Here is a 25155-nt window from a genome sequence, read left to right on the forward strand (position 1 = left end):
TTCTGATGTCACATATCTCGGAGATTGATGAATGTCCGCCTACCCGAGTATCGACACCGAAGTGCTGCGCACCTTCGTCGCCATCGCCGACCAGGGCGGATTTACCCGCGCCGGGGAGCTGGTGAATCGCACCCAATCGGCCGTGAGCATGCAGATGAAGCGGCTGGAAGAAGATGTGCTGCAGCGGCAACTGTTCCAGCGCGACGGCCGGCAAGTGCGGCTGACGGCGGAAGGCCAGGTGTTGCTCGGATATGCCCGACGCATCCTCAAACTGCACAGCGAAGTGTTCAATACCCTGCGTGAACCGCACATGGTCGGCATGGTGCGCATCGGTACGCCGGACGACTACGTGATGCGGTTTTTGCCGGGGATTCTGCGGCGGTTTGCCCAGACCTATCCGCTGATCCAGATCGAGGTGCACTGTGAATCATCAAAACAATTGCTGTTGCGCCAGGATCTGGACCTGACCATCGTCACCCGTGAGCCAGGCAGTGAAATCGGCCAGTTATTGCGCAAGGAGCGATTTGTCTGGGCCGAGGCGCAATGTTTCAGTGCCCATGAACAAACGCCGCTGCCGTTGGCGATGTTCAACAGCGATTGCTTCTGCCGCTTGTGGGCCTGTAATGCCCTGGACGCCATGGGTCGCGATTACCGCGTGGCCTACAACAGCGATAGCCTCTCGGCGATCTTGGCTGTGGTCAGCGCCGGCCTGGCGGTAACTGCGCAACTGGAAAGCCTGGTCACCCCGGACATGCGTATACTCGGTGAAGCCGAAGACCTGCCCCTATTGCCCGAGGCCAGCATCATGCTGGTGCGCAACCTGCACAATCCGTCGCCGATCACCGAGTGCCTGGCCGAGCACATTGTCGAAGGCTTCAAACTTTAAAAGCGAGCATCACCGCGCAGAACACCAGAAACCCGCAGAACAGCGCACGCAGCACACGTTCCGGCATGGCGTGGGCGATCTTCACGCCCCAACTGATGCTCATCAGGCCACCGATCGCCAGGGGCACGCCGATCGTCCAGGCCACCTGATGATGCGCCGCATAGGTGACCAGCGTGACGCCGGTGCTCGGCAGCGCCAGCGCCAGCGACAGACCCTGGGCGACCACTTGGGTGGTACCGAACAGACTGGTCAACACCGGCGTCGCCACCACGGCCCCGCCCACCCCGAACAAACCGCCCATGGTCCCGGATGCCGCGCCCAGAACCCCCAGCCATGGCCATGAATGGTTCATCTGCGCAGAAGCCGGTGCGCTGGCGAAGAACATGCGCGCCAGGTTGTAAACCGAAAGCGCAATCAGGAACGCAACGAACCCCAGACGCATGGTTTGCGCGTCAATGCCCACCGCCCAGATCGAACCGATCCAGGCAAAGCAGAAGCCCATCGAAGCCAGCGGCAGCGCGTGACGCAATTCGATACGGTTGCGCTGGTGATAGCGCCACAGCGCCAGCATGACGTTAGGCACCACCATCACCAGCGCCGTGCCCTGGGCGATTTGTTGATCCAGCCCACACAACACCCCCAGCAGCGGAATGGCGATCAATCCACCGCCGATGCCGAAGATACCGCCGAGGGTTCCCAAAGCAGCGCCGAAGACCAGGTACATCAAGAACTCAAACACAGCGTTTTCCCCATCACGTCAGGCGTTTCATCCTACGCAGATGGTGCTGGCAGGGAAACGCACAGCAACGCACAATGGCTGTGCCGATCTCGCATAAGCAATGAGCGCCACCATGAATCCCAATCAACTGACCGATCAATTGGGTCTGTTTCTCGATGTGCTGGAAACCGGCAGTTTTTCCGCGGCCTCACGCCGCCACCCGCTGACCCCTTCGGCAGTGGCTCGGCGTATCGACAGCCTGGAAAGTGCCGTCGGCAGCCAGTTGTTCATTCGCAGCACCCATGCCGTTCGCGCGACGCCGGCGGGTCTGGCGTTTGCCGAGCGCGCACGACGGATCGTTGCCGAGTTGCGCCTGGCCAGGGCCGAGGCCGTGTCCCTTAGCAGCGCGCCGGAAGGCTTGATTCGGGTGGATGCGCCGGCAGCCTTCGGTCGACGGCATCTGGCGCCGGTGATTGCCGATTTTCTGATGCTCTACCCCGGCCTCGATGTGCAACTGCACTTGATCGACAGCTTTGTCGACATGCAGGGCTTGAATCTCGGCAAGGTCGATCTGGTGTTGCGCGCCGGGCTGTTGGCCGATACCCGGTTGGTGGCGACACCGCTGGCGAGCATGGTGCGCATTGCCTGCGCCAGCCCCGACTATTTGCAGCGCCGCGGTGTGCCAAGTGATCCGGCGCAGTTGAGCGAGCACGACGGCCTGGACTGGGATGGACTTGCCCCGCCCTTCGCCTGGCGCTTCGAGCGCGACGGCCAGATGCAACTGCATCGCCCGGCGCGCGTGCGCATGAGTGCCAACAATGCCGAAGCACTGGTCTGCGGCGCGCTGGCTGGCCTGGGTATTGCGCACTTGCCGACATGGCTGGCCAGTGAGTACCTGTTGCGCGGCGAACTGTTGCCTCTGTTCTGCGAAAGCGGCTTACCCAAACCGGAAAGCGCCGGGATCTATGCCCTGCGGCTGGAGCAGCAACCCAATTCCCGCAGTCGACTGCTGCTGGAATACCTGAAAACCCGTTTCAGCCCGATTCCGCCGTGGGATCTGGTGCTGCAAACGCATCTGGACCACCACTAGTCTAGAATTGTCTGGTGCATTAAAGATTTGCCCGCTAGATTCATGACGATCATTGATCAAGGCTGCGAAATGACCACCGAGCGCAACACCCCGGACAATTGCGACGACCTCCTGCTGGATAACCAGGCCTGCTTCGCCCTGCATTCCACGTCGCTGATGATGACCAAGGTCTACAAACCCTTGTTGCAGGCCTTGGGGCTGACTTATCCACAGTACCTGGCGATGATGGTGCTGTGGGAGCAGGACGGCCTGACCGTAGGCGAAATCAGCACTCGCCTGTTGACCGACCCCGGCTCGCTCACCCCGCTGCTCAAACGCCTGGAAGCCGAAGGTGTGCTGAGTCGCACCCGCAGCCGTGAAGACGAGCGCGTGGTGATCGTCGAACTCACCGAACAAGGCCGAGCCCTGCGCGACAAGGCGCGGGGCATTCCCCAATGCATCCTCGGCGCCAGCGGCATGACCCTGGAGCGATTGCAGAAGCTGCAGGCGGAACTGCAAGAGCTGCGGCGGCATCTGCAAGACAGCCTGAACTAAAGAACACCTTCCATTCCTGTGGGAGCGGGCTTGCCCGCGAATGCATCGTCACATCCAGCATTTATGTTGACTGACACACCGTATTCGCGAGCAGGCTCGCTCCCACATTTGTCTTGAGGCGGGTTGAAAAAATCGCCCCTTCAAAAAAATTCAAACCCCCTCTTCACAGCTCTATCTCGGCACTTCCAAGCAAATCCACCCAGTCGACCATCGTCTTGTTCCAAACTTTTTTAGAAATTTATCTTGCGCACTAAACATTAGCGCGATACATTTATCTCGCACTTACTTAGCGCGCAAACATTTAGCGCAAAAAAACAAACCCCGAACGAGGCTTTCACCATGCAAACTCTCTACACCGCAATCGCAACTTCCACCGGTGGCCGTGACGGTCGTGCGATTTCCAGTGACAACATTCTCGACGTCAAACTCGCCACCCCGAAAGAACTCGGCGGTGCTGGCGGCGCGGCGACCAACCCTGAGCAACTGTTCGCCGCCGGCTATTCCGCCTGCTTCATCGGTGCACTGAAGTTCGTCGCCAGCCAGACCAAACGCAAAATCCCGGACGACGCCTCGATCACCGCCCATGTCGGTATCGGCCAGATCCCTGGCGGCTTCGGTCTGGACATCGACCTGCACATCAGCCTGCCGGGTCTTGAACAAGCCGATGCGCAAACACTGGTCGATGCAGCCCACCAGGTCTGCCCGTACTCCAACGCCACCCGTGGCAACGTCGATGTACGTCTGCACGTGACCGTCTAACTTCAGTTATCGACTCAGGCCCGAACAGGAAATGAACATGAACACTTTCAGCAAAGTCTTGACCGGTACCCTCCTCGCCCTGTCTGTCCACAGCGCATTTGCCGGCGACGTTGAGCACAACACCCAGGCGTTTCTCGATGTGCTCAACGCCGGCACCGGCAAACCGATGGAACAGATGACGCCCAAGGAGGCCCGCGCCGTGCTGGTGGGTGCGCAATCCGGGGTGAAACTGACACTGCCAAAAGCCGATGTCAGCGAGAAGACCATCCAGGTCGACGGCCAACCGCTGAGCCTGACCATCGTCCGGCCGGCCGGGGTCAAAGGCGAGCTGCCGGTGTTCATGTTCTTCCACGGTGGCGGCTGGGTACTGGGAGACTTCCCGACCCACGAGCGGCTGGTTCGGGACCTGGTGGTGGGCTCAGGTGCGGCGGCGGTTTTCGTCAACTACACGCCATCGCCGGAAGCGCATTACCCGGTAGCGATCAACCAGGCTTACGCCGCGACCAAATGGGTGGCCGAGCACGGCAAAGAGATCAACGTCGATGGCAAGCGCCTGGCGGTGGCCGGCAACAGCGTCGGCGGCAACATGGCAGCTGTGGTCGCGCTGATGGCCAAAGACAAAGGCACACCGGCCATCAAATTCCAGGTGCTGCTGTGGCCGGTGACCGATGCCAACTTCGACACCGGTTCCTATAACCAGTATGCCGAGGGCCACTTCCTTACCCGCAACATGATGAAGTGGTTCTGGGACAACTACACCACCGACGCCAAGCAGCGTAACGAGATCTACGCCTCGCCATTGCGGGCAACCCCTGCGCAACTCAAGGGCTTGCCACCGGCGTTGGTGCAGACAGCCGGCGCTGACGTACTGCGCGATGAAGGCGAAGCCTACGCCCGCAAACTCGACGAAGCCGGTGTGCCGGTGACCTCGGTTCGCTACAACGGCATGATCCACGACTACGGCTTGCTCAATGTGGTGAGTCAGGTGCCGGCGGTGCGTTCGGCGATGTTGCAGGCCTCTGAAGAGCTCAAGCAACACTTGAAGAAGTAACGCAATACCCCCTGTGGGAGCGAGCCTGCTCGCGAAGCGGTTTGCCAAACACATCATCGTTGCCTGACACACCGCTTTCGTCGGAACGCCGCCCGGAGCAGGCTCGCTCCCACAAGGGTTCATCGTAGATTCAGACAGGCACAAAAAAGCCCGACTCAATGGTCGGGCTTTTTCATTCCTCAAGCAGTGCTTATTTGGCACGGCCTTTGTAGGAACCGCCTTCGCGGGTATCGATCTCGATCATGTCGCCGATTTCGATGAAGTCAGCAACCGACAGCTCGGTACCGTTCTTCAGTTTGGCAGGCTTCATCACCTTGCCGGAAGTGTCGCCGCGAGCGGAACCTTCGGTGTAGTCAACCTGACGCACGATGGTGGTCGGCAGTTCTACGGAAACCAGACGGCCTTCGAAGAACACGGCTTCGCAAACGTCGGTCATGCCTTCTTCAACGAACGGCAGAACGCTTTCGATGTCTTCGGCGTTCAGCTCGTACATGGTGTAGTCGGTGGTGTCCATGAACGTGTAGGAGTCACCGCTGATGAAGGACAGGGTCGCTTCTTTGCGGTCCAGGATCACGTCATCCAGCTTGTCGTCCGCACCGTAAACGGTTTCGGTCTTGTAGCCGGTCAGCAGGTTCTTCAGTTTGGTCTTCATGATCGCGCTGTTACGACCGGACTTGGTGAATTCAGCTTTCTGAACCAGCCAAGGATCGTTGTCGATACGGATCACGGTACCGGGTTTGAGTTCTTTACCAGTTTTCATTGCGAATATCCGAATTTGGATGGGATTTACAAAAATCTAGGCCGCGTATCATATCCAATTTACATAAAACTGTACCAGCGCTGCGGCGAGATCGGCTTGTGAGGCCTGTTCCAGACACCACGTCTCGGCGTGTTTTTGCAGCTCCGGCCAGTGTTTGCGGGTCGATTGCCAGTGGTCGGTCATTTTCTCACCAGCGTTCCACGCCCGCCAGAGACCACTGATCGCCTCGCGTGCAGGCGCCGAAAGGTCTTTCACATAGAGCGTCAGGAAGGCTTCAAGCTTGTCGAGATGGACGTCTTCCTCCTGCTGATAGATGTGCCAAAGCAATGGCCGGCCGGCCCACTGGGCACGAACAAACGAGTCCTCGCCGCGCACGGCATTGAAATCACAGCTCCATAGCAACTGGTCGTACTGGTCCTGTCGGACGAACGGCAATACCTGCACGGTCAAGGCATCGCGCAGGTGTAACGCACCCGCCTTCAGTCCATCTACGCCGAGCCAACGCTCGACATCGCCGAGGATCCGCCCTTCCGGGACCAACAAGTGAACAGGCGTCGGATCGTCCGCCAGCGCGTCCAGCCAACTCGCCAGCCCGGCATTTTCGTAGGCAAACAGCGAGATAAGTTGCGCGTTCGGAGCAGGATTTATCCCCAATCCTTGCAGGAACTCACTCCGCTTTTCCGGACTTTGTTGAAACGTCCGACGCCGTTCCAGCAATCCGCTTTCACGCAACAAGCCCCCCGTGCCTTTCCGAAACCCCGGGAAGAAGAAGAATTTCTGTACGTGTTTGTACTTCACCGAGGGCAAGCCGTGGCAGCCGACCACCCAGTCCTCGGCGCTCAGGTAATCGAGATTCATCCACAGCGGTGTTTTTTCCCGCTCGGCCATGGCCTCCATGTAGGCGCTCGGCAATTGGCAGGCGAACGCGGCGATCACCACATCCGCGGCTTCGACAGGCTGCCAGTCGGCCGCCCAGTGACGCACCTCGACACCCTGCTGCCATTGCTGCGAGGTATGGATGTCGATGTCCGGGCACATTCGCTCGAAGGCACGCAGGTCATCGACCCACAAACGCACCGCCACCCCATGTTCGGCAACCAGTTGCCGGGCCAGACGCCAGGTCACGCCGATGTCGCCAAAGTTGTCGACCACGGTGCAAAAAATATCCCAGCGCCTGTTTTTTTTCATTTGAGGCAGTTCAGGCATTCCAGGCTCCCGTTGGCAAAGGCAGCGATTGTCCGCATAAATTACCCCGTGCAGAAGAGCCGACGACGATTAATCTTCGTGCGACAATCGCCACTACCCCGTGACCCACCGCCAGGAGGCAGCCATGCCCTACCGCCCCAATCCGCGCCGCCCGTTGCCGATTCAGCTTAATGCCCTGCAACTGACCGGCAGCATTGCCCTGGGTTTGTGGCTCGGTTTCCTTGCCATCGCGCTGACCTGCTGGCTCGTTGCCCGGTTGTTCTTCAACGAGCAACTCGCCCCCGTCGCGGCGGCGGTAGAACAGCTCGCCAAACCTCCCGTGGTGACGCAACCGGTGCCGGATATTCCTCCCCAAAGCCCGCTGTTCGAACAGTATGAAGAGAACCTGCGCAAGAACGAGCAGGCGCAACGGCTCGATCAGGCGCGCAGCAGCAACCGCAATCTGTCGAACGCAAAATGCCAGTTCTGGCTGCAACAAGACCAGACGGCACCGAGCGAAAAAAGCCGCGCCAACGTCCTGCAATTCTGCGATTGATCATGAACAAACAAAGCATCCACCAGTTGATTCTCGACAAGCTGCGCATTGACCTCGACATCGCCGAACGCGCTGCGCAAACCGCTTACGAAACTGCGACCCACGAAGAGAACATTGCTGAAAACAAGTACGACACGCTGGGTCTGGAGGCGTCCTACCTGGCTGCCGGGCAGGCCAGACGGGTCGAAGAAATCCGGCAGTCACTGGCGCTTTGCCAAAACCTGATCCTGCGTCCTTATGACGAGCAGCGTGGCATTGAAGTCGGCGCGCTGCTGGGCCTGGAAGACGAAAAGGGCCGCGAACAATGGTTGTTCCTGGCGCCGGATGCGGCGGGCCTGAAGGTCGACCTGGTGGGGCAAACCATTACCGTCATCACCCCGCGCTCACCGCTGGGCAAAGGCCTGCTGGGCAAGTTCGAAGGCGATGATGTGGAGATTCTGGTGGCGGGCACTCGGCAACAGTTCGCTGTCACCGAGGTGGTCTAGGCCGCTTTCGGGCTGATCAGTGAACCGGCAGTTCGACGCCGTCGAACAGCTCTTCCAGTTCCTGTTTGTTGTGGCATTGGATAGCCTTGGCCATGACTTCGCGGGTCAGGTGCGGGGCGAACTTTTCGATGAAGTCGCACATGAAGCCACGCAGGAAGGTGCCGCGACGGAAACCGATCTTGGTCACGCTGGATTCGAACAGCTCGCTGGCATCAAGCACCACCAGGTCGTTATCGAGCTTGGTGTCGACCGCCATCTTCGCCACGATCCCTACACCCAGGCCCAGGCGAACATACGTCTTGATCACGTCGGCGTCGGCGGCGGTGAACACCACTTTGGGCGTCAGGCCACGGTGACTGAAGGCTTCGTCGAGTTTCGAACGGCCGGTGAAACCGAACACATAAGTCACGATCGGGTACTCGGCCAGTGCTTCGAGGGTCAGCTTCGACAGCTTGGTCAGTGGGTGTCCCTGAGGGACGACCACGCAGCGGTTCCAGCGATAGCACGGCATCATCACCAGATCGCCGAACAGCTCCAGCGCTTCGGTGGCGATGGCGAAATCCACTGTGCCGTCAGCGGCCATTTCGGCGATCTGCATCGGTGACCCCTGGTGCATGTGCAGGGCAACGTCCGGGTACTGCTTGATGAAATTGCTGATCACCGGCGGCAACGCATAACGCGCCTGGGTATGGGTGGTGGCAATCGACAGGGTGCCTTTCTTCTCGTTGGAGAATTCCTGGGCGATCTGCTTGATGCTTTCGACCTTGCGCAAGATCTCGCCGGCGGTGGTAATGATGCGCTCGCCGGCCGGGGTGACGCGGGTCAGGTGCTTGCCGCTGCGGGCGAAGACCTCGACGCCCAGTTCGTCTTCCAGCAGGCGGATCTGTTTACTGATGCCCGGTTGCGAGGTGTAAAGGCTTTGGGCGGTAGCGGAAACGTTGAGGTCGTGGTGCGCCACTTCCCAGATGTAGCGCAATTGTTGAAGCTTCATATGAATCCCTCAAAGCAGATAGACGCCACGGGCATCAGCGACGGTATATAACTATATTAATGGTTTGAAGAATAAATCTAGAACTTTTTATCAGTTTCCCACTATTCGTGTTCTAGCGATCCCCTTGGCGACGACGTTGCACCAGCGGCACCAGGTAAACCGGCACCTTTGACAGTTGCAACACACGCGCTGCGGTCCGGCCCAACGGCGTTTCCGCACCAGCACCATGGCTATGACTACCTACGATCAGCAAATCCACAGAGAGTTTCTGCGCCTGGTCGAGAATCACCTGCGACGGATCACCCTGCAGCACCCGCACCGCCTGAATCCGCTCCAGATCCTGCTCACCCTCGTCCCCCAGCTCCTCACGAAAACTGTCGAGTACCCGCTGCTCGATATTGGCGATGACCGTGTTCAGCCCCTGGCTGTGAAACTCGTTCAGCGCCTGCTCATCGAGATAACTCTGAAGCACCGATTCGGCGAACAGTCCCATCGGTTCCACCGCATGCACCACGTACAAGTCGGCATTGAATGTCCGGGCCAATGCCAAGGCATGCTGCATCACCAAAGGTGCATACAGGCCGAGGTCAGTGGCATAGAGCATCGAGCGAATCATATGACCTCCTCGATTGCCAACATGGCGGAGATTGATTCAGCTTAGCAGTGCCTTGAGAAGTACGACGTCCGGCGCAACACGTTGATCGGCGGGCTTAAACCTTTTGCTCGTTGCTTATGCCATGCGGCACATGACCGGTAGCGACGACTTCCCGGGCCAACTCGCAGTGACCGGCCTGATCATCGAAAAACACATCGGCGGCGAAGGCTTCGAGAAACGCCGACTTGGTCAAGCCACCGAGGAACAGCGATTCATCCAGCCGGATGTCCCATTCGCGCAAGGTGCGGATCACCCGCTCGTGGGCCGGTGCCGAACGGGCCGTCACCAGTGCCGTGCGGATCGGGCAGGCGCCATCCGGGAACTCGCGCTGCAACAGGTTCAGCGCCGCGAGAAAACCTTTGAACGGTCCACCTCGCAAGGGCTCGCGGGCGGCTTCGCGTTCGTTGGCCTGAAACGCCTCCAGGCCACAGGCCTGATAAACGCGCTCGGATTCGTCGGAAAACAGCACCGCATCGCCGTCGAAAGCAATGCGCAATTCATCGCTGGCAGCACGACTCGCGCCTCCCGACAGAATGGTCGCCGCGGCAAAGCCCGCGTCCAGGGCACTGCGCACATCTTCGGTATGGGTGGAAAGAAACAGGTCACAGCCAAAGGCCTTGAGATAGGGATAAGGACTGCGTCCGCCGACGAACGCCGCGCGGGAAATTGCCAATCCATGGTGATTGATTGAGTTGAACACCCGCAGGCCGGTGTCGGCGCTGTTACGCGACACCAGGACCACCTCGACCCGGGCGCGGCCGAGGCTGGCATTGAGGTTGAGCAGTTTCTGCACCAACGCAAAGGCGTCCCCGGGTTCGAGGATTTCGTCTTCGTGCTCGATCTGATACTGCCGGTAGGCTTCAACACCACTCGACAGGTAGACCTTGTGGCTTTCGCTCAGGTCGAACAGTGCACTCGACGAAATCGCCAGCACCAGTTTGTCGTCGATAGTCTTCGCCATGCCCTTGCCCCCTCAGGTTGATCGACTCAGCGATTGCGTCGATCGATAAATCCCAGACTGCGATACAAGGCCTCGATCCTCGGTAATTCGCATCCCGCTGCCTTTGCCGCCGCCAGTGGCCGGCCGTAAATGGCGTCCAGCTCCAGCGGTCGCTTGTGCAGAAAATCGTGGTACATGCTCGGCCAGTAGTCGGGCATTTTCTCGGTCACCATGAACAAATGCTCGGCGTACCCCGCCGGAACCTCATGACCGCAAGCGATTGCCCCCTGGACCACTTCGGCCATCAGCGCCTTGATCAGCTCACGGCTATCGGCATCGGCCATCAACGGCGTGGTGCTGGCCCCCAGCAACACCGACAGTCCGTTGTAAGGGATATTCCAGACCAGCTTTTGCCAGCGCGCCTGGTGCAAGTTCGCCATGGCCTGGGAGTCGATGCCGGCGGTACGGAACAGCCCGACGCCTTCCTCGACGATGGCGGCGCGCGCCGCCCCCTCGGCGGCCGGACCACTGTGGTAGCCAACGTGCACCGCACCGAGCGCCTGGTGGGTGACGACGCCGGGACCCTCGCGATGGACGCAGATATAGCAGAGCCCGCCCAGCACATGCAGCGAATCGGGCAACAACTCACGCAGGCTGTCTTCGACGTCCAGGCCATTTTGCAAAAGCAGCACCTTGGCATTTGGCGCTGCGGCCTGAAGGATGGCCGGGGCCAGGTCTGCGTTGCTGGTGGTTTTCGCCCCCACCAGCAACCAGTCACAGGGCGGCATGTCTTCAGCCGCCGCATAAGCCTGCACCGGGTTCAGCGTCAGCGCGCCGTGCACGGCGCTGTCAAGTTGCAGCCCGCGCTCGGCCACCGCGGAAAACTCGCTGCGCAACAGAAAATGCACATCGAAGCCGGCCCGCGCCAGCATCACTCCATAGAAACCGCCGATTGCACCGGTCCCGATAATACCGACCGTCGGCTTGGCAACTGCCCCCATCATGGCAACTCCTCTGCTGTTCGACTCAACGCCTGACGTATTGCCCGATTGAGCTCGGTACCGGTCAGGCGCGAATGCAATACCCCAAAGAATTCACCGTCGCGCACCACAAACAGCGCCGGCAAATGAAAGACCTGATATCGCTCGACCACCCCTCCATTGTTCCCGGCGTCGATCCAGCACAGCCGATCGACGGCCAGATCGATTGTCGGTAATTGCTCACGGGCAAAACGGCAACTGGAGCAGCCGACACTGGTGAAAACAACCAGCGACACACCGTTCATCGTCAGTAGCCGTTGGTCGGCGTCGAAATCGGTCAGCTGCAATTCGACCACTATACTGGGGGAAACAATGTCAGATGGCCGACACATGGAGTCCGTGTTCATGGGACGTTTTATTCCTCATCCTGACGATGTGCCCGTCGAATTAACGTTATTCAAACCCGAGTGTATTTCGCGGCATCAGATGCACACTAGCAGCCTTGGCGGCATGGCTTGCAACTATCACCGCGCGTGGCGTTACGGTACAGCGCTTGAAGTGCGCATGCCGACCCTCAATCCCGATTTGCGCATTCTGGGCTATGTAGCCTGGTGCTTGCGACGCAAGCACGGCTATCTGGTGGGCATTGCCTTTCTCGACGAACAGACGCTGTTCAGTGCCCGGATGGGCGAGCAGGTGTGCCAGATCGAACGTTATTGCCGCCAGCACGATGCCCACAATGACCTTCAGGAAGTACAGGCGCTGGCGCTGGAGTGGGTCCAGGAACATGCCGATGAGTTCTCTCACGACAGGGTCCACCGGGCATTTGCACAATCAATGCAGGATTAACGTGCTTTCACAGGCGGGAATTCCTGGAGAATGCCCGCTAAAGCCGCGCCTGCCCATTGTCGAGCCACGGTGTAACGCGCTAAGGTTCGGGTCCCCGACGCGCTTAATTTGCTGTGCTCCGCCGCGCGGGTTCGCTGGCGGCCGGCACCCGTGACCTGACGAGTAAACGATGGCTGATTTACCGATCAACGACCTAAACGTCGCCTCCAACGAGACGCTGATCACCCCCGATCAGCTCAAGCGTGACATCCCCCTGAGCGACGCCGCCCTGCGCACCGTCACCAAGGGCCGTGAAGTCATTCGCAACATTCTTGATGGCACCGACCATCGTCTGTTCGTGGTCATCGGGCCTTGCTCGATCCACGACATCAAGGCGGCCCATGAATACGCCGAGCGCCTGAAAGTGCTCGCCGCGGAAGTCTCCGATACCTTGTATCTGGTGATGCGCGTGTATTTCGAAAAGCCACGTACCACCGTCGGCTGGAAAGGTTTGATCAACGACCCCTACCTGGACGACTCGTTCAAGATCCAGGACGGTCTGCACATCGGTCGTCAGTTGCTGCTGGACCTGGCCGAAATGGGCCTGCCGACCGCCACTGAAGCCCTGGACCCGATCTCCCCGCAGTATCTGCAGGACCTGATCAGCTGGTCGGCCATCGGCGCGCGTACCACCGAGTCCCAGACCCACCGTGAAATGGCTTCCGGCCTGTCCTCGGCAGTCGGCTTCAAGAACGGCACCGACGGCGGCCTGACCGTGGCGATCAACGCCCTGCAATCGGTTTCCAGCCCGCACCGTTTCCTGGGCATCAACCAGGAAGGTGGCGTGTCGATCGTGACCACCAAGGGCAACGCCTACGGCCACGTCGTGTTGCGCGGTGGCAATGGCAAGCCGAACTACGATTCGGTCAGCGTCGCCCTGTGCGAACAAGCGCTGAACAAAGCGAAGATCAAGCCGAACATCATGGTCGATTGCAGCCACGCCAACTCCAACAAGGACCCGGCCCTGCAACCGCTGGTGATGGAGAACGTCGCCAACCAGATCCTCGAAGGCAACCAGTCGATCATCGGCCTGATGGTCGAAAGCCATTTGAACTGGGGCTGCCAGGCCATTCCGAAAGACCTTGCCGACCTGCAATACGGCGTGTCGATCACCGATGCCTGCATCGACTGGACCGCTACCGAGAACACCTTGCGCAGCATGCATGCCAAGCTCAAGGATGTGCTGCCTAAACGCGATCGCACCTGATCGACGCTCGATGCAGATAAAAGCGCAGACAAAAAAACGCCGGGCACTGCCCGGCGTTTTTTTATGTGTTCGTTTAGCTGAAGATCACTGGCTCAGCTTGGCCGCATGCCGCTGGTGACGCTCCATGTAGCGCTCGACGTAGGAGCACGATGGAATGACCGTGTAGCCCATTTCCTCGGCGTATTCCAGCGCCTTCTCGGTCAGTGCCGCGGCAATGCCACGACCACGCAATGCGTTAGGCACGAACGTGCGGTAGATATCCAGGGTCTGTTTTCCCAGATCCATATAGGTCAGGTAGGCACGATGACCGTCCACATTGGTCTCGAACTGATGACCAGCCTGGTCATGGTGGATGGACAACGCCTCGCTCATCACTACTCCTCGCGGGTCTTGAATTCCGACCCCTACCTTACCGATGTTTTTCCGGCGAAGGAACAACTACGCCACCCCGTGCCTGAATGGACACCGAGAAGAGCTACACCGATCTCGCGCAACCGAGCACGTACAAATAGTAGGCACCATTGGCAGAAATGCTCAAGGTACGCTCGTCATCATGCTCGTTGGCGGGGGTGCTGCTCCGGGTCACGCAGGAACGGCTCGCCCAAGGGGCTCCCCGGGGGCGTCAGCCTGAACATTGCCGGATGTTGAGACTTGAGACGAACGCCCGTTGTTAAAGTCACCAGAACATAGAGAAAGATATGAGAGGCGTCGCGCAAAATCCGAACAAAAGTGTAGACGAATCCATCTAGACAGACTTTAGCCAAGACCGCAAAAAGAGCTCTAGGCGCGGGGAACTTTTCCTCGCCGGCTCGCTCATCTCGGGCCTCCCAGCTGGATATTTTTTAAACAGTGCAGTTAAAAGTTGCTCGAAAAAGAATCAACGCCTACAATTTTTTTTGCTTCTTGCTTTACGTCAGTTTACTTACGACAAGTAATGGGTAGTATGTACGCCGGCTATTTCCTCAATCGGAGGAGACAGCCACTTAATAGAAAGTCCTTGAAGGGGAACACGATGAACAACGTTCTGAAATTCTCTGCTCTGGCTCTGGCCGCAGTTCTGGCTACCGGTTGCAGCAGCGCATCGAAAGAAACCGAAGCACGTCTGACTGCTACTGAAGACGCAGCAGCTCGCGCCCAAGCTCGTGCAGACGAAGCTTACCGTAAAGCTGATGAAGCTCTGGCTGCTGCTCAAAAAGCACAACAGACTGCTGACGAAGCTAACGAGCGTGCACTGCGCATGCTGGAAAAAGCTAGCCGCAAGTAATAGTCCTTCGGGATTGTTATCAAGCCGACCCATTTTTGGGTCGGCTTTTTTATTGCCCGCGTTTCGTGCGGGCATGAAAAAACCCGCCGACACTTCAAGCATCGGCGGGTTCTTTTCAAGGATTACTGCAGCGGATCGAGTGGCGCGCTGGTCACCATCGGGGTGTTGCTGCTGGGCACGCCGATTTCCACCGGCAGTCCGTCTTCAGCCGCGACGACGTCACGTACCACGTCCCAGTTCATGCGCAGGTTGTTGGTGATGTCCTCACGCTTGAGCATCGCGTTGATCACCGCCGTGTGCTTGTCGACCACCGACGGGTTGCCCTTGTCGTCCAGCGGCGTGTGCGCTTCCAGGTAAACCTTGCCGCCACTCACGCCGAACTTGTACGAATCGTTGATGATGCGCACCGACGTGCCTACCGGCACCATGCCGGCCATTTCCAGCACGTTGTTGTTGAACATGCGGAAGCAACCGTGGCTGGTGCGCATCCCGATGCCGAACTTCTTGTTCGAACCGTGGATCAGGTAGCCAGGGGTGCCCAGCGTGAATTTGAAAGGCCCCAGCGGGTTATCCGGGCCTGCCGGCACGACGTTGGGCAGTGGGTCACCGTCGGCGGCGTGTTCGGCCTTGATCGACGCTGGAGGGGTCCAGGTCGGGTTCGGCGTCTTGGCGATGATGCTGGTGTGGGCAATGGGCGAGCCCCAGCCTTCACGACCGATACCCAACGGGAAGGTGTACACCACGTTCCGGCCTTTCGGGTAGTAGTAGAGGCGGTACTCGGCCAGGTTGATGACGATGCCTTCACGTGGGCCTGGCGGCAGGATGAAGCGGGTCGGCAGCACGATTTCGGTGCCCGCGCCCGGCAACCATGGATCGACGCCCGGGTTGGCCGCGACCATTTCCGAGTAGCCCAGGTCGTAGGCGGTGCCAAGGTCGGCGAAGGTATCTTCGTACTTGGCCTTGATCACTTGCACCTGGCCGATGATGTCTTCACCAGGCGGTGGCAGGGGTAACTCCAATGCTGCTACGGGGCCTGCCACACAAAGTGCGGCAAGGGACAGGCAGCGGGTGACGGCAGGAAAACGCGGCAACATCCGGAAAATCCTTCGCATGATCGACAGAGGTATAAGAACGGGATTGTACACCGCCGTCCGTAATTTCGGGGAGTTGCACCGATAGAGCGCGTCATGCAGGGAAAAGTTCGCAGCCTGCTGCAACTCCTACAGTTCGAACCGCAGCTCCGGCCAGATCGGCGAGGTACCGCGCTTTTGCGACTCCAGAATGGCCCGGCACAATGAGCACAGGCGCTGGTCCTGGAACACCCGGCGATCGACGCTCGACCAGCGGGGTTGCGCCGGCAACAGACTGCCGCACAGGGTCCGGTCCGCTGAGCCGCCAAGCTCCAGCTGACGAGTCACCAGATGCACCCGCACTTCCTGGCAGGCGAACAGGTCCAGCTGTTCATCAGGCTCGATCAGTTGGTAGGCAAATAGTGACCAGGCGGGACGCGGCATCGGGGGCTCCAAATCGGGGGCGCCACCTTAGCCGAAAGCCCGCGCCTAGAAAAGTGTCATAACAGCGGTTTTAGCGTAGGCCAGACATTTTCCAGCAACTTGTCCTGGGCCCCCGCAGCCGGGTGTATGCCATCGGCCTGCATCAAGTCGGGATGACCGCCCACGCCGTCGAGGAAAAACGGAACCAGAGGGATTTTTTTCTCTTGGGCAACATTGCTGTAGGCCTCGGCGAAGGCCTTGGTGTAACGCACACCATAATTGGGAGGCAACTGCATGCCGAGCAACAACACCTTGGCACCGCTGGCGCGAGAGCTGTCGATCATAGCCGCAAGGTTTTGTTGCAATTGCGTGGGCAGCAATCCGCGCAGTCCGTCATTACCGCCCAACTCGAGGATGACCAGCTCCGGCTTATGCTCTGCAAGCAGCGCCGGCAGCCGCGCCTGGCCTCCGGCACTGGTGTCGCCGCTGATGGACGCATTGACCACTTTATCGTCAAAACCTTCTCGCTTGAGCCGCTGCTCAAGCAAAGACACCCACCCTTGCCGGGTATCCAGTCCGAAACCGGCGCTGATACTATCGCCAACGATCAGGACAGTACCCGCCGCTGCGTTCTGGGCCATGCACATCAAGGCCAGGCCAGCACTCAAAAACCACACACGCATCGGATTCTCCATGGGCGCAAGCATTCTCACCGCGAAGAACCTTAGCAAAGTGGTTCCCAGCGCGGAAGGTGAACTGACCATCCTGCACCAACTCAGCCTGGAACTGAACAAGGGCGATAGCCTGGCCATCGTCGGCGCGTCCGGTTCCGGCAAATCCACCCTGCTGGGGCTGCTCGCCGGCCTCGACCTGCCGAGCAGCGGTGAAGTCACCCTCGCCGGGCAAGGCTTGAGCAACCTCGACGAAGACCAGCGCGCGCGCATCCGCGCAGAACATGTGGGTTTTGTGTTTCAGTCCTTCCAGTTGCTCGACAGCCTCAACGCCCTGGAAAACGTCATGCTGCCGCTGGAACTCGATGGCCGCAAAGATGCCCGCGACCGCGCCACCGAGCTGTTGCAACGGGTCGGCCTGGGCAAGCGCCTGACCCATTCGCCACGCCAGCTCTCCGGCGGTGAACAGCAGCGCGTGGCGATTGCCCGGGCGTTTGCCGCCGAACCCGACGTACTGTTCGCCGATGAACCTACCGGCAACCTCGACAGCCACACCGGCGAGCGCATCAGTGACCTGCTGTTCGAACTCAACAAGGAGCGCGGCACGACCCTGGTACTGGTGACTCACGACGAACGCCTGGCACATCGCTGCCGGCGCCTGATCCGCCTTGAAGCCGGCCTGCTGGTCGCCCCTCTGGAGGCTTGATGGCCCATCTGCCGCTGCTGCGTCTCTTCAGTCTCGCCATCCGCCAGTTGCTGCGCGACGCCCGTGCCGGCGAGTTGCGCGTGTTGTTCTTCGCCCTGGTGGTGGCGGTGGCGGCGAGCACTGCCATCGGCTACTTCGGCGCCCGCCTGAACGGCGCGATGATGTTGCGTGCCACCGAGTTCCTCGGTGCGGACCTGCTGCTCGAAGGCAGCTCGCCGGCGCGACCCGAACAGATAAATAGCGGCACCGAACTGGGGCTGGAACACGCGCAGGTGGTGGAGTTCTCCAGCGTCATCGCCACTGACAGTGGCATCCAGCTGTCCAGCATCAAGGCTGCCGATGATGTCTACCCGCTGCGCGGCGAACTGAAAAGCGCCCCTGCCCCTTTCGCCCCGCAAGAGTCCGGTGGCGGTCCGAAACCCGGTGAGGCCTGGGTCGAAGCGCGGCTGTTGACCGCGCTGGACCTGAAGATCGGCGACAGCATCGATGTCGGCATGAAAAACCTGACGCTGGCGCGAGTACTGACCTACGAACCCGACCGTGCCGGCAACTTCTACAGCCTGACGCCACGGGTCTTGATCAACCTCGCCGACCTCGCCGCCACTGGCGTGGTGCAACCCGGCAGCCGGGTCAGTTACCGCGAGCTCTGGCGTGGCAAGCCCGAAGCACTGGAAACTTATCGCCAACTGATCAAACCCGGCCTCGCGGCCAATCAGCGCATCCAGGATGCCCGGGATGGCAACCGGCAGATTGGTGGGGCTCTGGGCAAGGCTGAACGTTATCTGAATATGGCCAGTCTGGTGGCGGTGTTGCTGGCCGGCGTGGCAGTGGCGCTGTCGGCGACGCGTTTCGCCATGCGCCGGTTCGACGCCAGCGCACTGTTGCGTTGCCTGGGATTGTCGCGTCGGGAAACCATGGTGCTGTTCGGTTTGCAGCTGACGGTGCTCGGCCTGCTTGCCAGCATCAGCGGCGCTGTCATCGGCTGGCTGGCACAGCTGGGGCTGTTTGCCTTGCTGCATGACTTGCTGCCGACCGATGTACCGCCGGGCGGGTTGCTCCCAGCCATCGCCGGGATCGGCACCGGGCTGGTGGCATTGGCAGGGTTTGCCTTGCCGCCGCTGGCGGCGCTGGGTCGGGTGCCACCGTTGCGCGTGTTGCGTCGCGACCTGCTACCGATTCCGTCGAGCACCTGGATGGTTTACGGTGCAGCGCTGGGCGCCCTTGGCTTGATCATGTGGCGCTTGAGTCTGGACCTGGTGCTGACCTTCGCCCTGCTCGGCGGCGGCGTGATTGCAGCGTTGGTGCTGGGGGGCTTGCTGTTGCTGCTATTGAAAAGCCTGCGGCGCATGCTCGCCCGTGCCTCGTTGCCGTGGCGCCTCGGCCTTGGCCAATTGCTCCGTCACCCACTGGCAGCCGCCGGGCAAGCCCTGGCGTTCGGCCTGATCCTGCTGTCGATGGCGTTGATTGCATTGCTACGGGGCGAGCTGCTGGATACCTGGCAAAACCAGTTGCCGAAAAACGCTCCCAACTATTTCGCCCTGAACATCCTGCCCGCGGACAAGCAGGCATTCACCGATCGCCTGATCTCGGTGTCGGCGCAATCGGCACCGCTGTACCCGGTCGTGCCGGGACGACTGATCAGCATCAATGGTGAACCGGTGCAGCAAATCGTCAGTAAGGATTCGGCCGGTGACCGGGCGATCCAGCGCGACCTGAGCCTGACCTGGGCAGCAGACCTGCCAGCGGGTAACAAGATCACAGCAGGCGACTGGTGGCCCGAGCAACCACCGGATGAAACTCCCGGCGTGTCGGTGGAAGGCAAGGTCGCCGAAAGTCTGAAGCTCAAGCTCGGTGATCACATGGTCTTTACCGTCGGCGGGGCCAATCGCGAGGCGAAGGTCACCAGCCTGCGGGAGATCAACTGGGACAACTTCCAGCCAAACTTCTTCATGATCTTCCAGCCGGGCACCTTGAAGGACCTGCCGGCGACCTACCTGACCAGCTTCTATCTGGCGGCGGGTCATGATCAGCAGATCGTCGACCTGTCCCGCAGTTTTCCGGCGGTCACCATTCTGCAAGTCGAAGCGCTGCTGGCGCAGTTGCGCAGCATCCTGGCCCAGGTCACCCTGGCGGTTGAATATGTACTGTTGTTTGTATTGGCAGCGGGATTGGCCGTGCTGTTTTCCGGCTTGCAGGCGACACTGGATGAGCGCATCCGTCAGGGTGCGCTGTTGCGGGCGCTGGGCTCGGAACGGCAATTGCTGGTCAAGGCGCGGCGGATCGAATTCGGCCTGCTCGGTGCTGTCAGCGGCTTGCTGGCCGCGCTGGGGTCGGAAGTCGTGAGCCTGGTGCTGTACCGCTATGCGTTCGACCTGCCCTGGCATCCGCATCCATGGCTGCTGGTACTGCCACTGATCGGTGCAGTGCTGATCGGCGGCGCCGGTGTGTTCGGCACCCGCCGCGCCTTGAACGCCAGCCCCCTGACAGTCCTGCGTGAGGGTTGATAAACTCAGCCGCTCACTCTCAAAGAAATCACCATGAGCCGTTATCGCCCTCCCCGCACCGCCGGCACCGCGCTGATCACCCCCGAAGGTGAAGCGCGGATGCGCGCCGAGTTTCATGAACTCTGGCACGTGCGGCGACCGCAAGTGACGCAATCTGTCAGCGAAGCCGCGGCACAGGGCGATCGCTCGGAAAACGCCGAATACACCTACGGCAAAAAGATGCTGCGCGAGATCGACAGCCGCGTGCGTTTTCTCACCAAACGCCTGGAAGCGCTCAAGGTCGTCAGCGAGAAGCCCAGCGACCCGAACAAAGTCTATTTCGGCGCCTGGGTCACCATCGAAGACGAAGATGGCAAGGAATCGCGTTATCGCATCGTCGGGCCGGATGAGCTGGATTTGAAACAGGGCCTGATCAGCATCGACTCGCCGCTGGCCCGCGCCCTGATCGGCAAGGCGCTGGACGCCGAAGTTCGGGTCCAGACACCGACCGGTGAGCAGTGCGTGTACATCGTGGCGATCGAGTATTTATAAGCCGCAGCGCGCTGAGCCTCAGCGACGGGTAATCAGCCCTTGTCGGGCAACGCGGGTCAATTGTTTGATGACTTCATGGGCCTCTTCAGCGCTGGGCGACTGAATCACCGCCAGATCAAAGCTGTCGCTGGCAAATCGAGCCAGGGATTCCCCGTCTTCGACAAACTGGATCAGGAACGCTGCCGGACCACCGGTGCGACGCGGCCAGCCATCGAGGTAGCGCAAGAGCGTCGGCTGATGTTTACCGCCAAGCAGGATTTTTGGGTTGCGCTGGGTGAGATGTGCCGTGATCGGCGCGGGACGTACAACCGGGCTTAGTGCATTCATCGTTTCGTGTCTCTGCCTCAAAAGTCTGCATGGCAGGTGAGAGGCAACACCGAACCAGCGCTTTAGCGGTATTTCGAAGCCTGTTTCAAGCTTCTATCGGCAACTGAGTGAGTCACCTGGCGCCCCGCAAGTAGCTGTTTAAATCGGCGCATGAGCAGCATCCTAGAGAAGCTGACCGGACAGTGTCAAGAATGACGCACAACAAAAAAGACTCCGTAATCGGACCGCGTCAAAGCGCAATCTGCCCCGGATCCTGAAAATGGCACATAAGAAAAATGCCCGTATCTTGCGATACGGGCATTTCCTTTAACCGGCCAGCAGGTTGATCGAGCCAGGCTCTTTCAATCGATCGCTCAGGATCAGTGACGCTTGTGACCTTTGGCCAGGTTGCTGCCCACACCACCGCCCAATGCGCCGCCCAGGCCTGCGCCGATGGTGGAACCGGTCTTGCCGCCCAGGCTGTTGCCGATCACCGAACCGCCAGCGGCGCCCACGCCACCGCCGATCGCAGCGCTGGTGCGGTGGCCTTTCTTGGCGGCAACAGCACTGCCCGCCGCGCCTGCTACACCCGCGCCAATCGCTGCCCCGGTGCTGCCGCCCATGCTTTGACCGACGACGTTACCCAGCGCGCCACCCAAACCGCCACCGATGGCGGCAGTGCCGTCGCCAGCCATTGCACCTTGTGCGACCAGAAGACCCAGAACCAAAGCAGGCAGTGTGAAACGCATGACAAAAACCTCAAAAATAGGGATGAAAATCAAAAGGGTCGAGATTGAAAGCTTTAGAGGAGACAAAGTCCAGACATGCGCGCACTCAACCTCGGAGTTGGCGACGGTTGGACAGCAATTATGGAAAAGGTTTTATGACAGGCAAAAAAAAGCCCGCTGGGGAACGGGCAGGGTGTTGCTTTCTAACGGATGAGTTGAGCCTACGTAGGACCTTGTGAAAACTTTGTGAAAAACCAGCCAGGTTAAATATTCGTTCACAGAATCTTCAAATGCTGAAGCCAGGGCACAAAAAACCCCGCTCAATGACGGGGTTCGCTTGCTGGTTTATTACTTTCTGGCCGGAGCCGCCACCTTGGGGAGAAACTTCCCTTTCAGCACTCGGCAAGCCTTGGTCTTGATTTTGTCGACCTCGGTCTGGTCTTCGCCGAAGCTGGCTACGTATGCAGTCTGTCCACACTTGACGTAATTGTTGATCGGATATTCCGCTCCGTCGTCTTCGATGTACGGATCAGTCATCTCTTCACCCCTCTTCAAAAGCGGAGTCGACACCGGCAAGCCCTATTGCCGAAAAAATATCGACCACCAAGGATTTTGAGACTAGCCGGTCATTACTGGACTTGTAGTTCAGATTACCCGATGCCCGACGAATGGCCCCACCCCGATCACCTCAGCTTGACCGCCGTTCCAGTCACAAACACCACCACCATTCCTCCTTTACCGGCCGGCATGCTGATCTCGAAATCGAGCCCTACCACGGCATCTGCCTGAAGTGCCCGCGCCCGCTCCTTGATCTCGTCAGTGGCCTGGATGCGCGCCTCCCTCAACACCTGCTCCAGCGTCTGAGAACGCCCACCGAAAAAATCCCGCATCCCGGCGAACATATCGCGGATGACGTTGATGCCCTGTACCGACTCGGCGCTGACAATGTCCAGGTAGGCGGTGATTTGTCGACCTTCGATAGCGTGGGTCGTGGTGGTGATCATGGGAGGTCCTTGTTGTTCAGAAAGTGAGGCAGCGCGTCACATGCCGGCAGAGTTCCGCATATCAACGCTTTAAGAAATCAGCCCCATAAAAACACAAAACCCCTGGCTTCTTTCGAAACCAGGGGTTTTGTTTACATCGAATTTGGCGGTGAAGGAGAGATTCGAACTCTCGATACAGTTTCCTGTATACACACTTTCCAGGCGTGCTCCTTAAGCCACTCGGACACTTCACCGTATCTCTTCAAACATGTTCTGTCTGTCGAGGCGCGCTAATGTAGTCGAAAGCTTTTCTGATGGCAAACATTTTTTTAGAATTTTCATGCGCTTAACGCGATTAGCCGTTTCAAGCCAGTCGGGGCAATGGCAAACCCGCCAAACTCTGTCTTGGCACACGCCTCTATATAGAGGGCAATGCGCCGCTGGCGGGGCGGGCTACGCTTGGCGGGCGGGGAAAGGGTGACTGGCGGGTCAGTCATAGCGCTTTACCTGGCCTGTGGCGGTGGGTAACTTCAGCCCAACTTTATTGAAAGGAATGGCGTCATGAGTGAGTTGATTTCTTACCATCTCGAAGACGGTATCGCGACCCTGACCCTGAACAATGGCAAGGTCAATGCCATTTCCCCGGACGTGATTGCTGCCTTCAACGCTGCGCTGGATCAGGCGGTGACTGATCGTGCGGTGGTGATCATTACCGGTCAGCCGGGCATTCTCTCGGGCGGTTACGATTTGAAGGTGATGACGTCCGGCCCTAAAGAAGCCGTGGCGCTGGTCACTTCCGGCTCGACGCTGGCCCGCCGCCTGTTGTCGCACCCGTTCCCGGTGATTGTGGCTTGCCCTGGCCATGCCGTGGCCAAGGGCGCGTTCCTGCTGCTGTCCGCTGACTATCGCATCGGTGTCGACGGCCCGTTCAGCATCGGCCTGAACGAAGTACAGATCGGCATGACCATGCACCACGCCGGTATCGAACTGGCCCGTGATCGCTTGCGCAAATCGGCGTTCCACCGCTCGGTGATCAACGGTGAAATGTTCAATCCGCAGACGGCAGTGGATGCCGGTTTCCTTGACGTGGTGGTGTCTGCCGAAGAGCTGCAAGGCGCAGCACTGGCGGCGGCTCGTCAGTTGAAGAAGATCAACATGACCGCACACAAGAACACCAAGCTGAAAGTACGCAAGGAACTGCTGGAAACCCTGGATAACGCAATCATCCAGGATCAGGAGCATTTGGGTTAAGACCCAACCTGCAGCAACGAAAAGCCCGACCGTCGTGTCGGGCTTTTCGTACGCGCCGTGCTGAAAAGCCTGCAACCGCTCTAGAACGCGTCTGACCCATCAGTCGGAAACATGCGCTTAAACATCGGCTATCTCCTGCTTCTTTAGCGGCAATTGCCGAAAACAGTGCACATCCGTACACTGCGCCACCTTTTGTCCCGGTGGGGCCTGAAAATGCTGTTTGCTTTACGTATGTCATTGATGGGCCTGCACTTTATTATCGCGGGTGTGCTGGGCGTGATTCTCGGCCTGTGCCGACCGTTCAATCCGGACAACAGTCGTCTATGTGCCCGCCTCTACGCATGGCCGGCGATGTGCATTCTGCGTTTGCGGGTGAAGACCGACGTCGGGCCGCTGATGGATAAACCTGACAGCTGCGTGATCGTCGCCAACCACCAGTCCAACTACGACCTGTTTGTATTCGGCAACGTAGTGCCCCGCCGTACCGTGTGCATCGGTAAAAAGAGCCTTAAGTGGGTACCGTTGTTCGGCCAGTTGTTCTGGCTGGCCGGTAATGTGCTGATCGACCGTGGCAATGCGCAGAAAGCACGCCAATCGATGTTGACCACCACCCACACCCTGCAAAACGAAGACACCTCGATCTGGGTCTTCCCGGAAGGCACGCGCAATCTGGGCGAAGAGTTGTTGCCGTTCAAGAAAGGCGCCTTCCAGATGGCCATCGCAGCCGGGGTGCCGATCGTGCCGGTGTGCGTCAGCAGTTACGTCAAGCACATGCGATTGAACCGATGGCGCAGTGGGAAAATTCTGATTCGCTCGCTGCCGGCCATTCCTACCGCCGGATTGAGTCTGGACGACATGCCCATGCTGATCGCCCAGTGCCGCGAGCAGATGCGCGAATGCATCGACTCAATGGACCGGCAACTGCAAGCCGCTTGAATGAAACCCGCCCTGTGCGGGTTTTCTTTTGTCTGCGCGCTTATACCTGCGAACCCGGCAGATTTCACTGACGCTCCGGCAGCAGACAGGGCTAAGC

31 protein-coding genes and 1 tRNA gene are annotated in these 25155 nt (G+C 59.5%); 15 read left to right on the top strand and 17 right to left on the bottom strand.

The genetic code is table 11. From position 1 onward, the window contains the following. Window positions 1-31: 31 nt before the first annotated feature. Entirely contained in the window at window positions 32-886 is an 855-nt protein-coding gene (locus CKW21_RS26235; protein ID WP_095196776.1) for a LysR substrate-binding domain-containing protein, read from the top strand. Here CKW21_RS26235 and CKW21_RS26240 read toward each other — a convergent pair. Continuing rightward, window positions 876-1625 carry a sulfite exporter TauE/SafE family protein gene (locus CKW21_RS26240; protein ID WP_095196777.1) on the bottom strand — a complete coding sequence of 250 codons (750 nt, stop codon included), beginning with the start codon at window positions 1623-1625 and terminating at the stop codon, window positions 876-878. The genes CKW21_RS26235 and CKW21_RS26240 overlap by 11 nt on opposite strands. 112 nt (window positions 1626-1737) lie before the next feature. On the opposite strand from CKW21_RS26240, the gene CKW21_RS26245 reads away from it, so the two are divergent. The 4 genes from CKW21_RS26245 to CKW21_RS26260 all read left to right on the top strand — a co-directional run bounded on the left by CKW21_RS26245 (window position 1738) and on the right by CKW21_RS26260 (window position 5038). Next, window positions 1738-2694, top strand: a complete 957-nt coding sequence (locus tag CKW21_RS26245; protein ID WP_095196778.1) for a LysR family transcriptional regulator — start codon at window positions 1738-1740, stop codon at window positions 2692-2694. A gap of 69 nt (window positions 2695-2763) precedes the next feature. Further along, window positions 2764-3228, top strand: a complete 465-nt coding sequence (locus CKW21_RS26250) for a MarR family winged helix-turn-helix transcriptional regulator (protein ID WP_095196857.1) — start codon at window positions 2764-2766, stop codon at window positions 3226-3228. A gap of 339 nt (window positions 3229-3567) precedes the next feature. Then, window positions 3568-3987 (top strand): organic hydroperoxide resistance protein, encoded by a 420-nt coding sequence (locus tag CKW21_RS26255; protein WP_027613448.1) that lies wholly within the window; start codon window positions 3568-3570, stop codon window positions 3985-3987. A 37-nt stretch (window positions 3988-4024) separates the two neighbouring features. Then, window positions 4025-5038, top strand: a complete 1014-nt coding sequence (locus CKW21_RS26260) for an alpha/beta hydrolase (protein ID WP_095196779.1) — start codon at window positions 4025-4027, stop codon at window positions 5036-5038. Window positions 5039-5228: 190 nt separating this feature from the next. Here CKW21_RS26260 and CKW21_RS26265 read toward each other — a convergent pair whose 3' ends face one another. Both CKW21_RS26265 and earP read right to left on the bottom strand, forming a co-directional pair. After that, window positions 5229-5798, bottom strand: coding sequence for an elongation factor P (locus CKW21_RS26265; protein WP_007955690.1), 570 nt, complete (start codon window positions 5796-5798; stop codon window positions 5229-5231). A 48-nt stretch (window positions 5799-5846) separates the two neighbouring features. Then, the gene (gene earP, locus CKW21_RS26270) at window positions 5847-7004 is read right to left on the bottom strand and encodes an elongation factor P maturation arginine rhamnosyltransferase EarP (RefSeq protein ID WP_095196780.1); all 1158 of its coding nucleotides are present in this window, start codon (window positions 7002-7004) and stop codon (window positions 5847-5849) included. 124 nt (window positions 7005-7128) lie between these two features. On the opposite strand from earP, the gene CKW21_RS26275 reads away from it, so the two are divergent. Both CKW21_RS26275 and CKW21_RS26280 read left to right on the top strand, forming a co-directional pair. Next, window positions 7129-7539: a hypothetical protein gene (locus CKW21_RS26275; protein WP_095196781.1), complete on the top strand. Its 411-nt coding sequence runs from the start codon at window positions 7129-7131 to the stop codon at window positions 7537-7539. A gap of 2 nt (window positions 7540-7541) precedes the next feature. Next, window positions 7542-8024: a transcription elongation factor GreAB gene (locus tag CKW21_RS26280; RefSeq protein ID WP_095196782.1), complete on the top strand. Its 483-nt coding sequence runs from the start codon at window positions 7542-7544 to the stop codon at window positions 8022-8024. 16 nt (window positions 8025-8040) lie between these two features. Here the strand turns inward: CKW21_RS26280 and cysB are convergent, their stop codons facing one another. The 5 genes from cysB to CKW21_RS26305 all read right to left on the bottom strand — a co-directional run bounded on the left by cysB (window position 8041) and on the right by CKW21_RS26305 (window position 11997). Continuing rightward, window positions 8041-9015, bottom strand: a complete 975-nt coding sequence (gene cysB, locus CKW21_RS26285; protein ID WP_008057010.1) for an HTH-type transcriptional regulator CysB — start codon at window positions 9013-9015, stop codon at window positions 8041-8043. 112 nt (window positions 9016-9127) lie between these two features. Next, entirely contained in the window at window positions 9128-9631 is a 504-nt protein-coding gene (locus CKW21_RS26290; protein WP_095196783.1) for a universal stress protein, read from the bottom strand. 94 nt (window positions 9632-9725) lie between these two features. After that, a complete protein-coding gene (locus CKW21_RS26295) occupies window positions 9726-10631 on the bottom strand; it encodes a 5'-nucleotidase (protein ID WP_095196784.1) in 906 nt (301 codons plus the stop codon). Between the two features lie 26 nt (window positions 10632-10657). Next, window positions 10658-11614: a putative 2-dehydropantoate 2-reductase gene (locus CKW21_RS26300; RefSeq protein WP_095196785.1), complete on the bottom strand. Its 957-nt coding sequence runs from the start codon at window positions 11612-11614 to the stop codon at window positions 10658-10660. Next, on the bottom strand, window positions 11611-11997 hold the full coding sequence (locus CKW21_RS26305; RefSeq protein WP_095196786.1) for a co-chaperone YbbN: 387 nt from the start codon (window positions 11995-11997) through the stop codon (window positions 11611-11613). The genes CKW21_RS26300 and CKW21_RS26305 overlap by 4 nt, the downstream gene beginning before the upstream one ends. Between CKW21_RS26305 and CKW21_RS26310 the strand changes: the two genes are divergently transcribed. Continuing rightward, window positions 11996-12439, top strand: a complete 444-nt coding sequence (locus CKW21_RS26310; protein WP_095196787.1) for a PilZ domain-containing protein — start codon at window positions 11996-11998, stop codon at window positions 12437-12439. The genes CKW21_RS26305 and CKW21_RS26310 overlap by 2 nt on opposite strands. Window positions 12440-12608: 169 nt before the next feature. Next, a complete protein-coding gene (locus CKW21_RS26315; RefSeq protein ID WP_095196788.1) occupies window positions 12609-13685 on the top strand; it encodes a 3-deoxy-7-phosphoheptulonate synthase in 1077 nt (358 codons plus the stop codon). Between the two features lie 84 nt (window positions 13686-13769). Here the strand turns inward: CKW21_RS26315 and CKW21_RS26320 are convergent, their stop codons facing one another. Beyond that, a complete protein-coding gene (locus tag CKW21_RS26320; protein ID WP_008057026.1) occupies window positions 13770-14057 on the bottom strand; it encodes a GNAT family N-acetyltransferase in 288 nt (95 codons plus the stop codon). 640 nt (window positions 14058-14697) lie between these two features. On the opposite strand from CKW21_RS26320, the gene oprI reads away from it, so the two are divergent. Beyond that, window positions 14698-14949 (top strand): outer membrane lipoprotei OprI, encoded by a 252-nt coding sequence (oprI, locus tag CKW21_RS26325; protein WP_011335311.1) that lies wholly within the window; start codon window positions 14698-14700, stop codon window positions 14947-14949. A 122-nt stretch (window positions 14950-15071) separates the two neighbouring features. On the opposite strand, the gene CKW21_RS26330 is transcribed toward oprI, so the two are convergent. The 3 genes from CKW21_RS26330 to CKW21_RS26340 form a co-directional block, all read right to left on the bottom strand. Beyond that, a complete protein-coding gene (locus CKW21_RS26330; protein WP_095196789.1) occupies window positions 15072-16043 on the bottom strand; it encodes a L,D-transpeptidase family protein in 972 nt (323 codons plus the stop codon). 126 nt (window positions 16044-16169) lie between these two features. Then, window positions 16170-16463 carry a hypothetical protein gene (locus tag CKW21_RS26335; protein WP_003226812.1) on the bottom strand — a complete coding sequence of 98 codons (294 nt, stop codon included), beginning with the start codon at window positions 16461-16463 and terminating at the stop codon, window positions 16170-16172. Between the two features lie 56 nt (window positions 16464-16519). Then, window positions 16520-17125 (bottom strand): arylesterase, encoded by a 606-nt coding sequence (locus CKW21_RS26340; protein WP_095196790.1) that lies wholly within the window; start codon window positions 17123-17125, stop codon window positions 16520-16522. 10 nt (window positions 17126-17135) lie between these two features. Here CKW21_RS26340 and CKW21_RS26345 point away from each other — a divergent pair, with 10 nt between their 5' ends. Genes CKW21_RS26345 through greB form a run of 3 tightly spaced genes read left to right on the top strand, consistent with a single transcriptional unit; the run spans window position 17136 to window position 20854 of the window. Further along, window positions 17136-17819 (top strand): ABC transporter ATP-binding protein, encoded by a 684-nt coding sequence (locus CKW21_RS26345; RefSeq protein WP_095196791.1) that lies wholly within the window; start codon window positions 17136-17138, stop codon window positions 17817-17819. Next, window positions 17819-20323, top strand: a complete 2505-nt coding sequence (locus tag CKW21_RS26350; protein ID WP_095196792.1) for an ABC transporter permease — start codon at window positions 17819-17821, stop codon at window positions 20321-20323. The genes CKW21_RS26345 and CKW21_RS26350 overlap by 1 nt, the downstream gene beginning before the upstream one ends. 33 nt (window positions 20324-20356) lie before the next feature. Further along, on the top strand, window positions 20357-20854 hold the full coding sequence (gene greB, locus CKW21_RS26355; RefSeq protein ID WP_095196793.1) for a transcription elongation factor GreB: 498 nt from the start codon (window positions 20357-20359) through the stop codon (window positions 20852-20854). 18 nt (window positions 20855-20872) lie between these two features. On the opposite strand, the gene CKW21_RS26360 is transcribed toward greB, so the two are convergent. The 5 genes from CKW21_RS26360 to CKW21_RS26380 all read right to left on the bottom strand — a co-directional run bounded on the left by CKW21_RS26360 (window position 20873) and on the right by CKW21_RS26380 (window position 23125). Further along, window positions 20873-21181, bottom strand: coding sequence for a hypothetical protein (locus CKW21_RS26360; RefSeq protein ID WP_095196794.1), 309 nt, complete (start codon window positions 21179-21181; stop codon window positions 20873-20875). A gap of 359 nt (window positions 21182-21540) precedes the next feature. After that, on the bottom strand, window positions 21541-21909 hold the full coding sequence (locus CKW21_RS26365; RefSeq protein ID WP_034150136.1) for a hypothetical protein: 369 nt from the start codon (window positions 21907-21909) through the stop codon (window positions 21541-21543). 327 nt (window positions 21910-22236) lie between these two features. Beyond that, complete coding sequence (locus tag CKW21_RS26370; RefSeq protein ID WP_095196795.1) at window positions 22237-22425, bottom strand: hypothetical protein; 189 nt, start codon at window positions 22423-22425, stop codon at window positions 22237-22239. A gap of 146 nt (window positions 22426-22571) precedes the next feature. After that, window positions 22572-22892 (bottom strand): YbjQ family protein, encoded by a 321-nt coding sequence (locus tag CKW21_RS26375; protein ID WP_095196796.1) that lies wholly within the window; start codon window positions 22890-22892, stop codon window positions 22572-22574. A gap of 143 nt (window positions 22893-23035) precedes the next feature. After that, window positions 23036-23125, bottom strand: a tRNA-Ser gene (locus CKW21_RS26380). A 307-nt stretch (window positions 23126-23432) separates the two neighbouring features. Here CKW21_RS26380 and CKW21_RS26385 point away from each other — a divergent pair. After that, window positions 23433-24122 (top strand): crotonase/enoyl-CoA hydratase family protein, encoded by a 690-nt coding sequence (locus CKW21_RS26385; protein ID WP_095196797.1) that lies wholly within the window; start codon window positions 23433-23435, stop codon window positions 24120-24122. Window positions 24123-24335: 213 nt separating this feature from the next. Beyond that, the gene (locus CKW21_RS26390) at window positions 24336-25058 is read left to right on the top strand and encodes a 1-acyl-sn-glycerol-3-phosphate acyltransferase (protein WP_095196798.1); all 723 of its coding nucleotides are present in this window, start codon (window positions 24336-24338) and stop codon (window positions 25056-25058) included. Window positions 25059-25155 lie beyond the last annotated feature (97 nt).

The sequence above is a fragment of the Pseudomonas sp. Irchel 3A7 genome, assembly GCF_900187565.1.
Taxonomy (GTDB): Bacteria; Pseudomonadota; Gammaproteobacteria; order Pseudomonadales; family Pseudomonadaceae; genus Aquipseudomonas.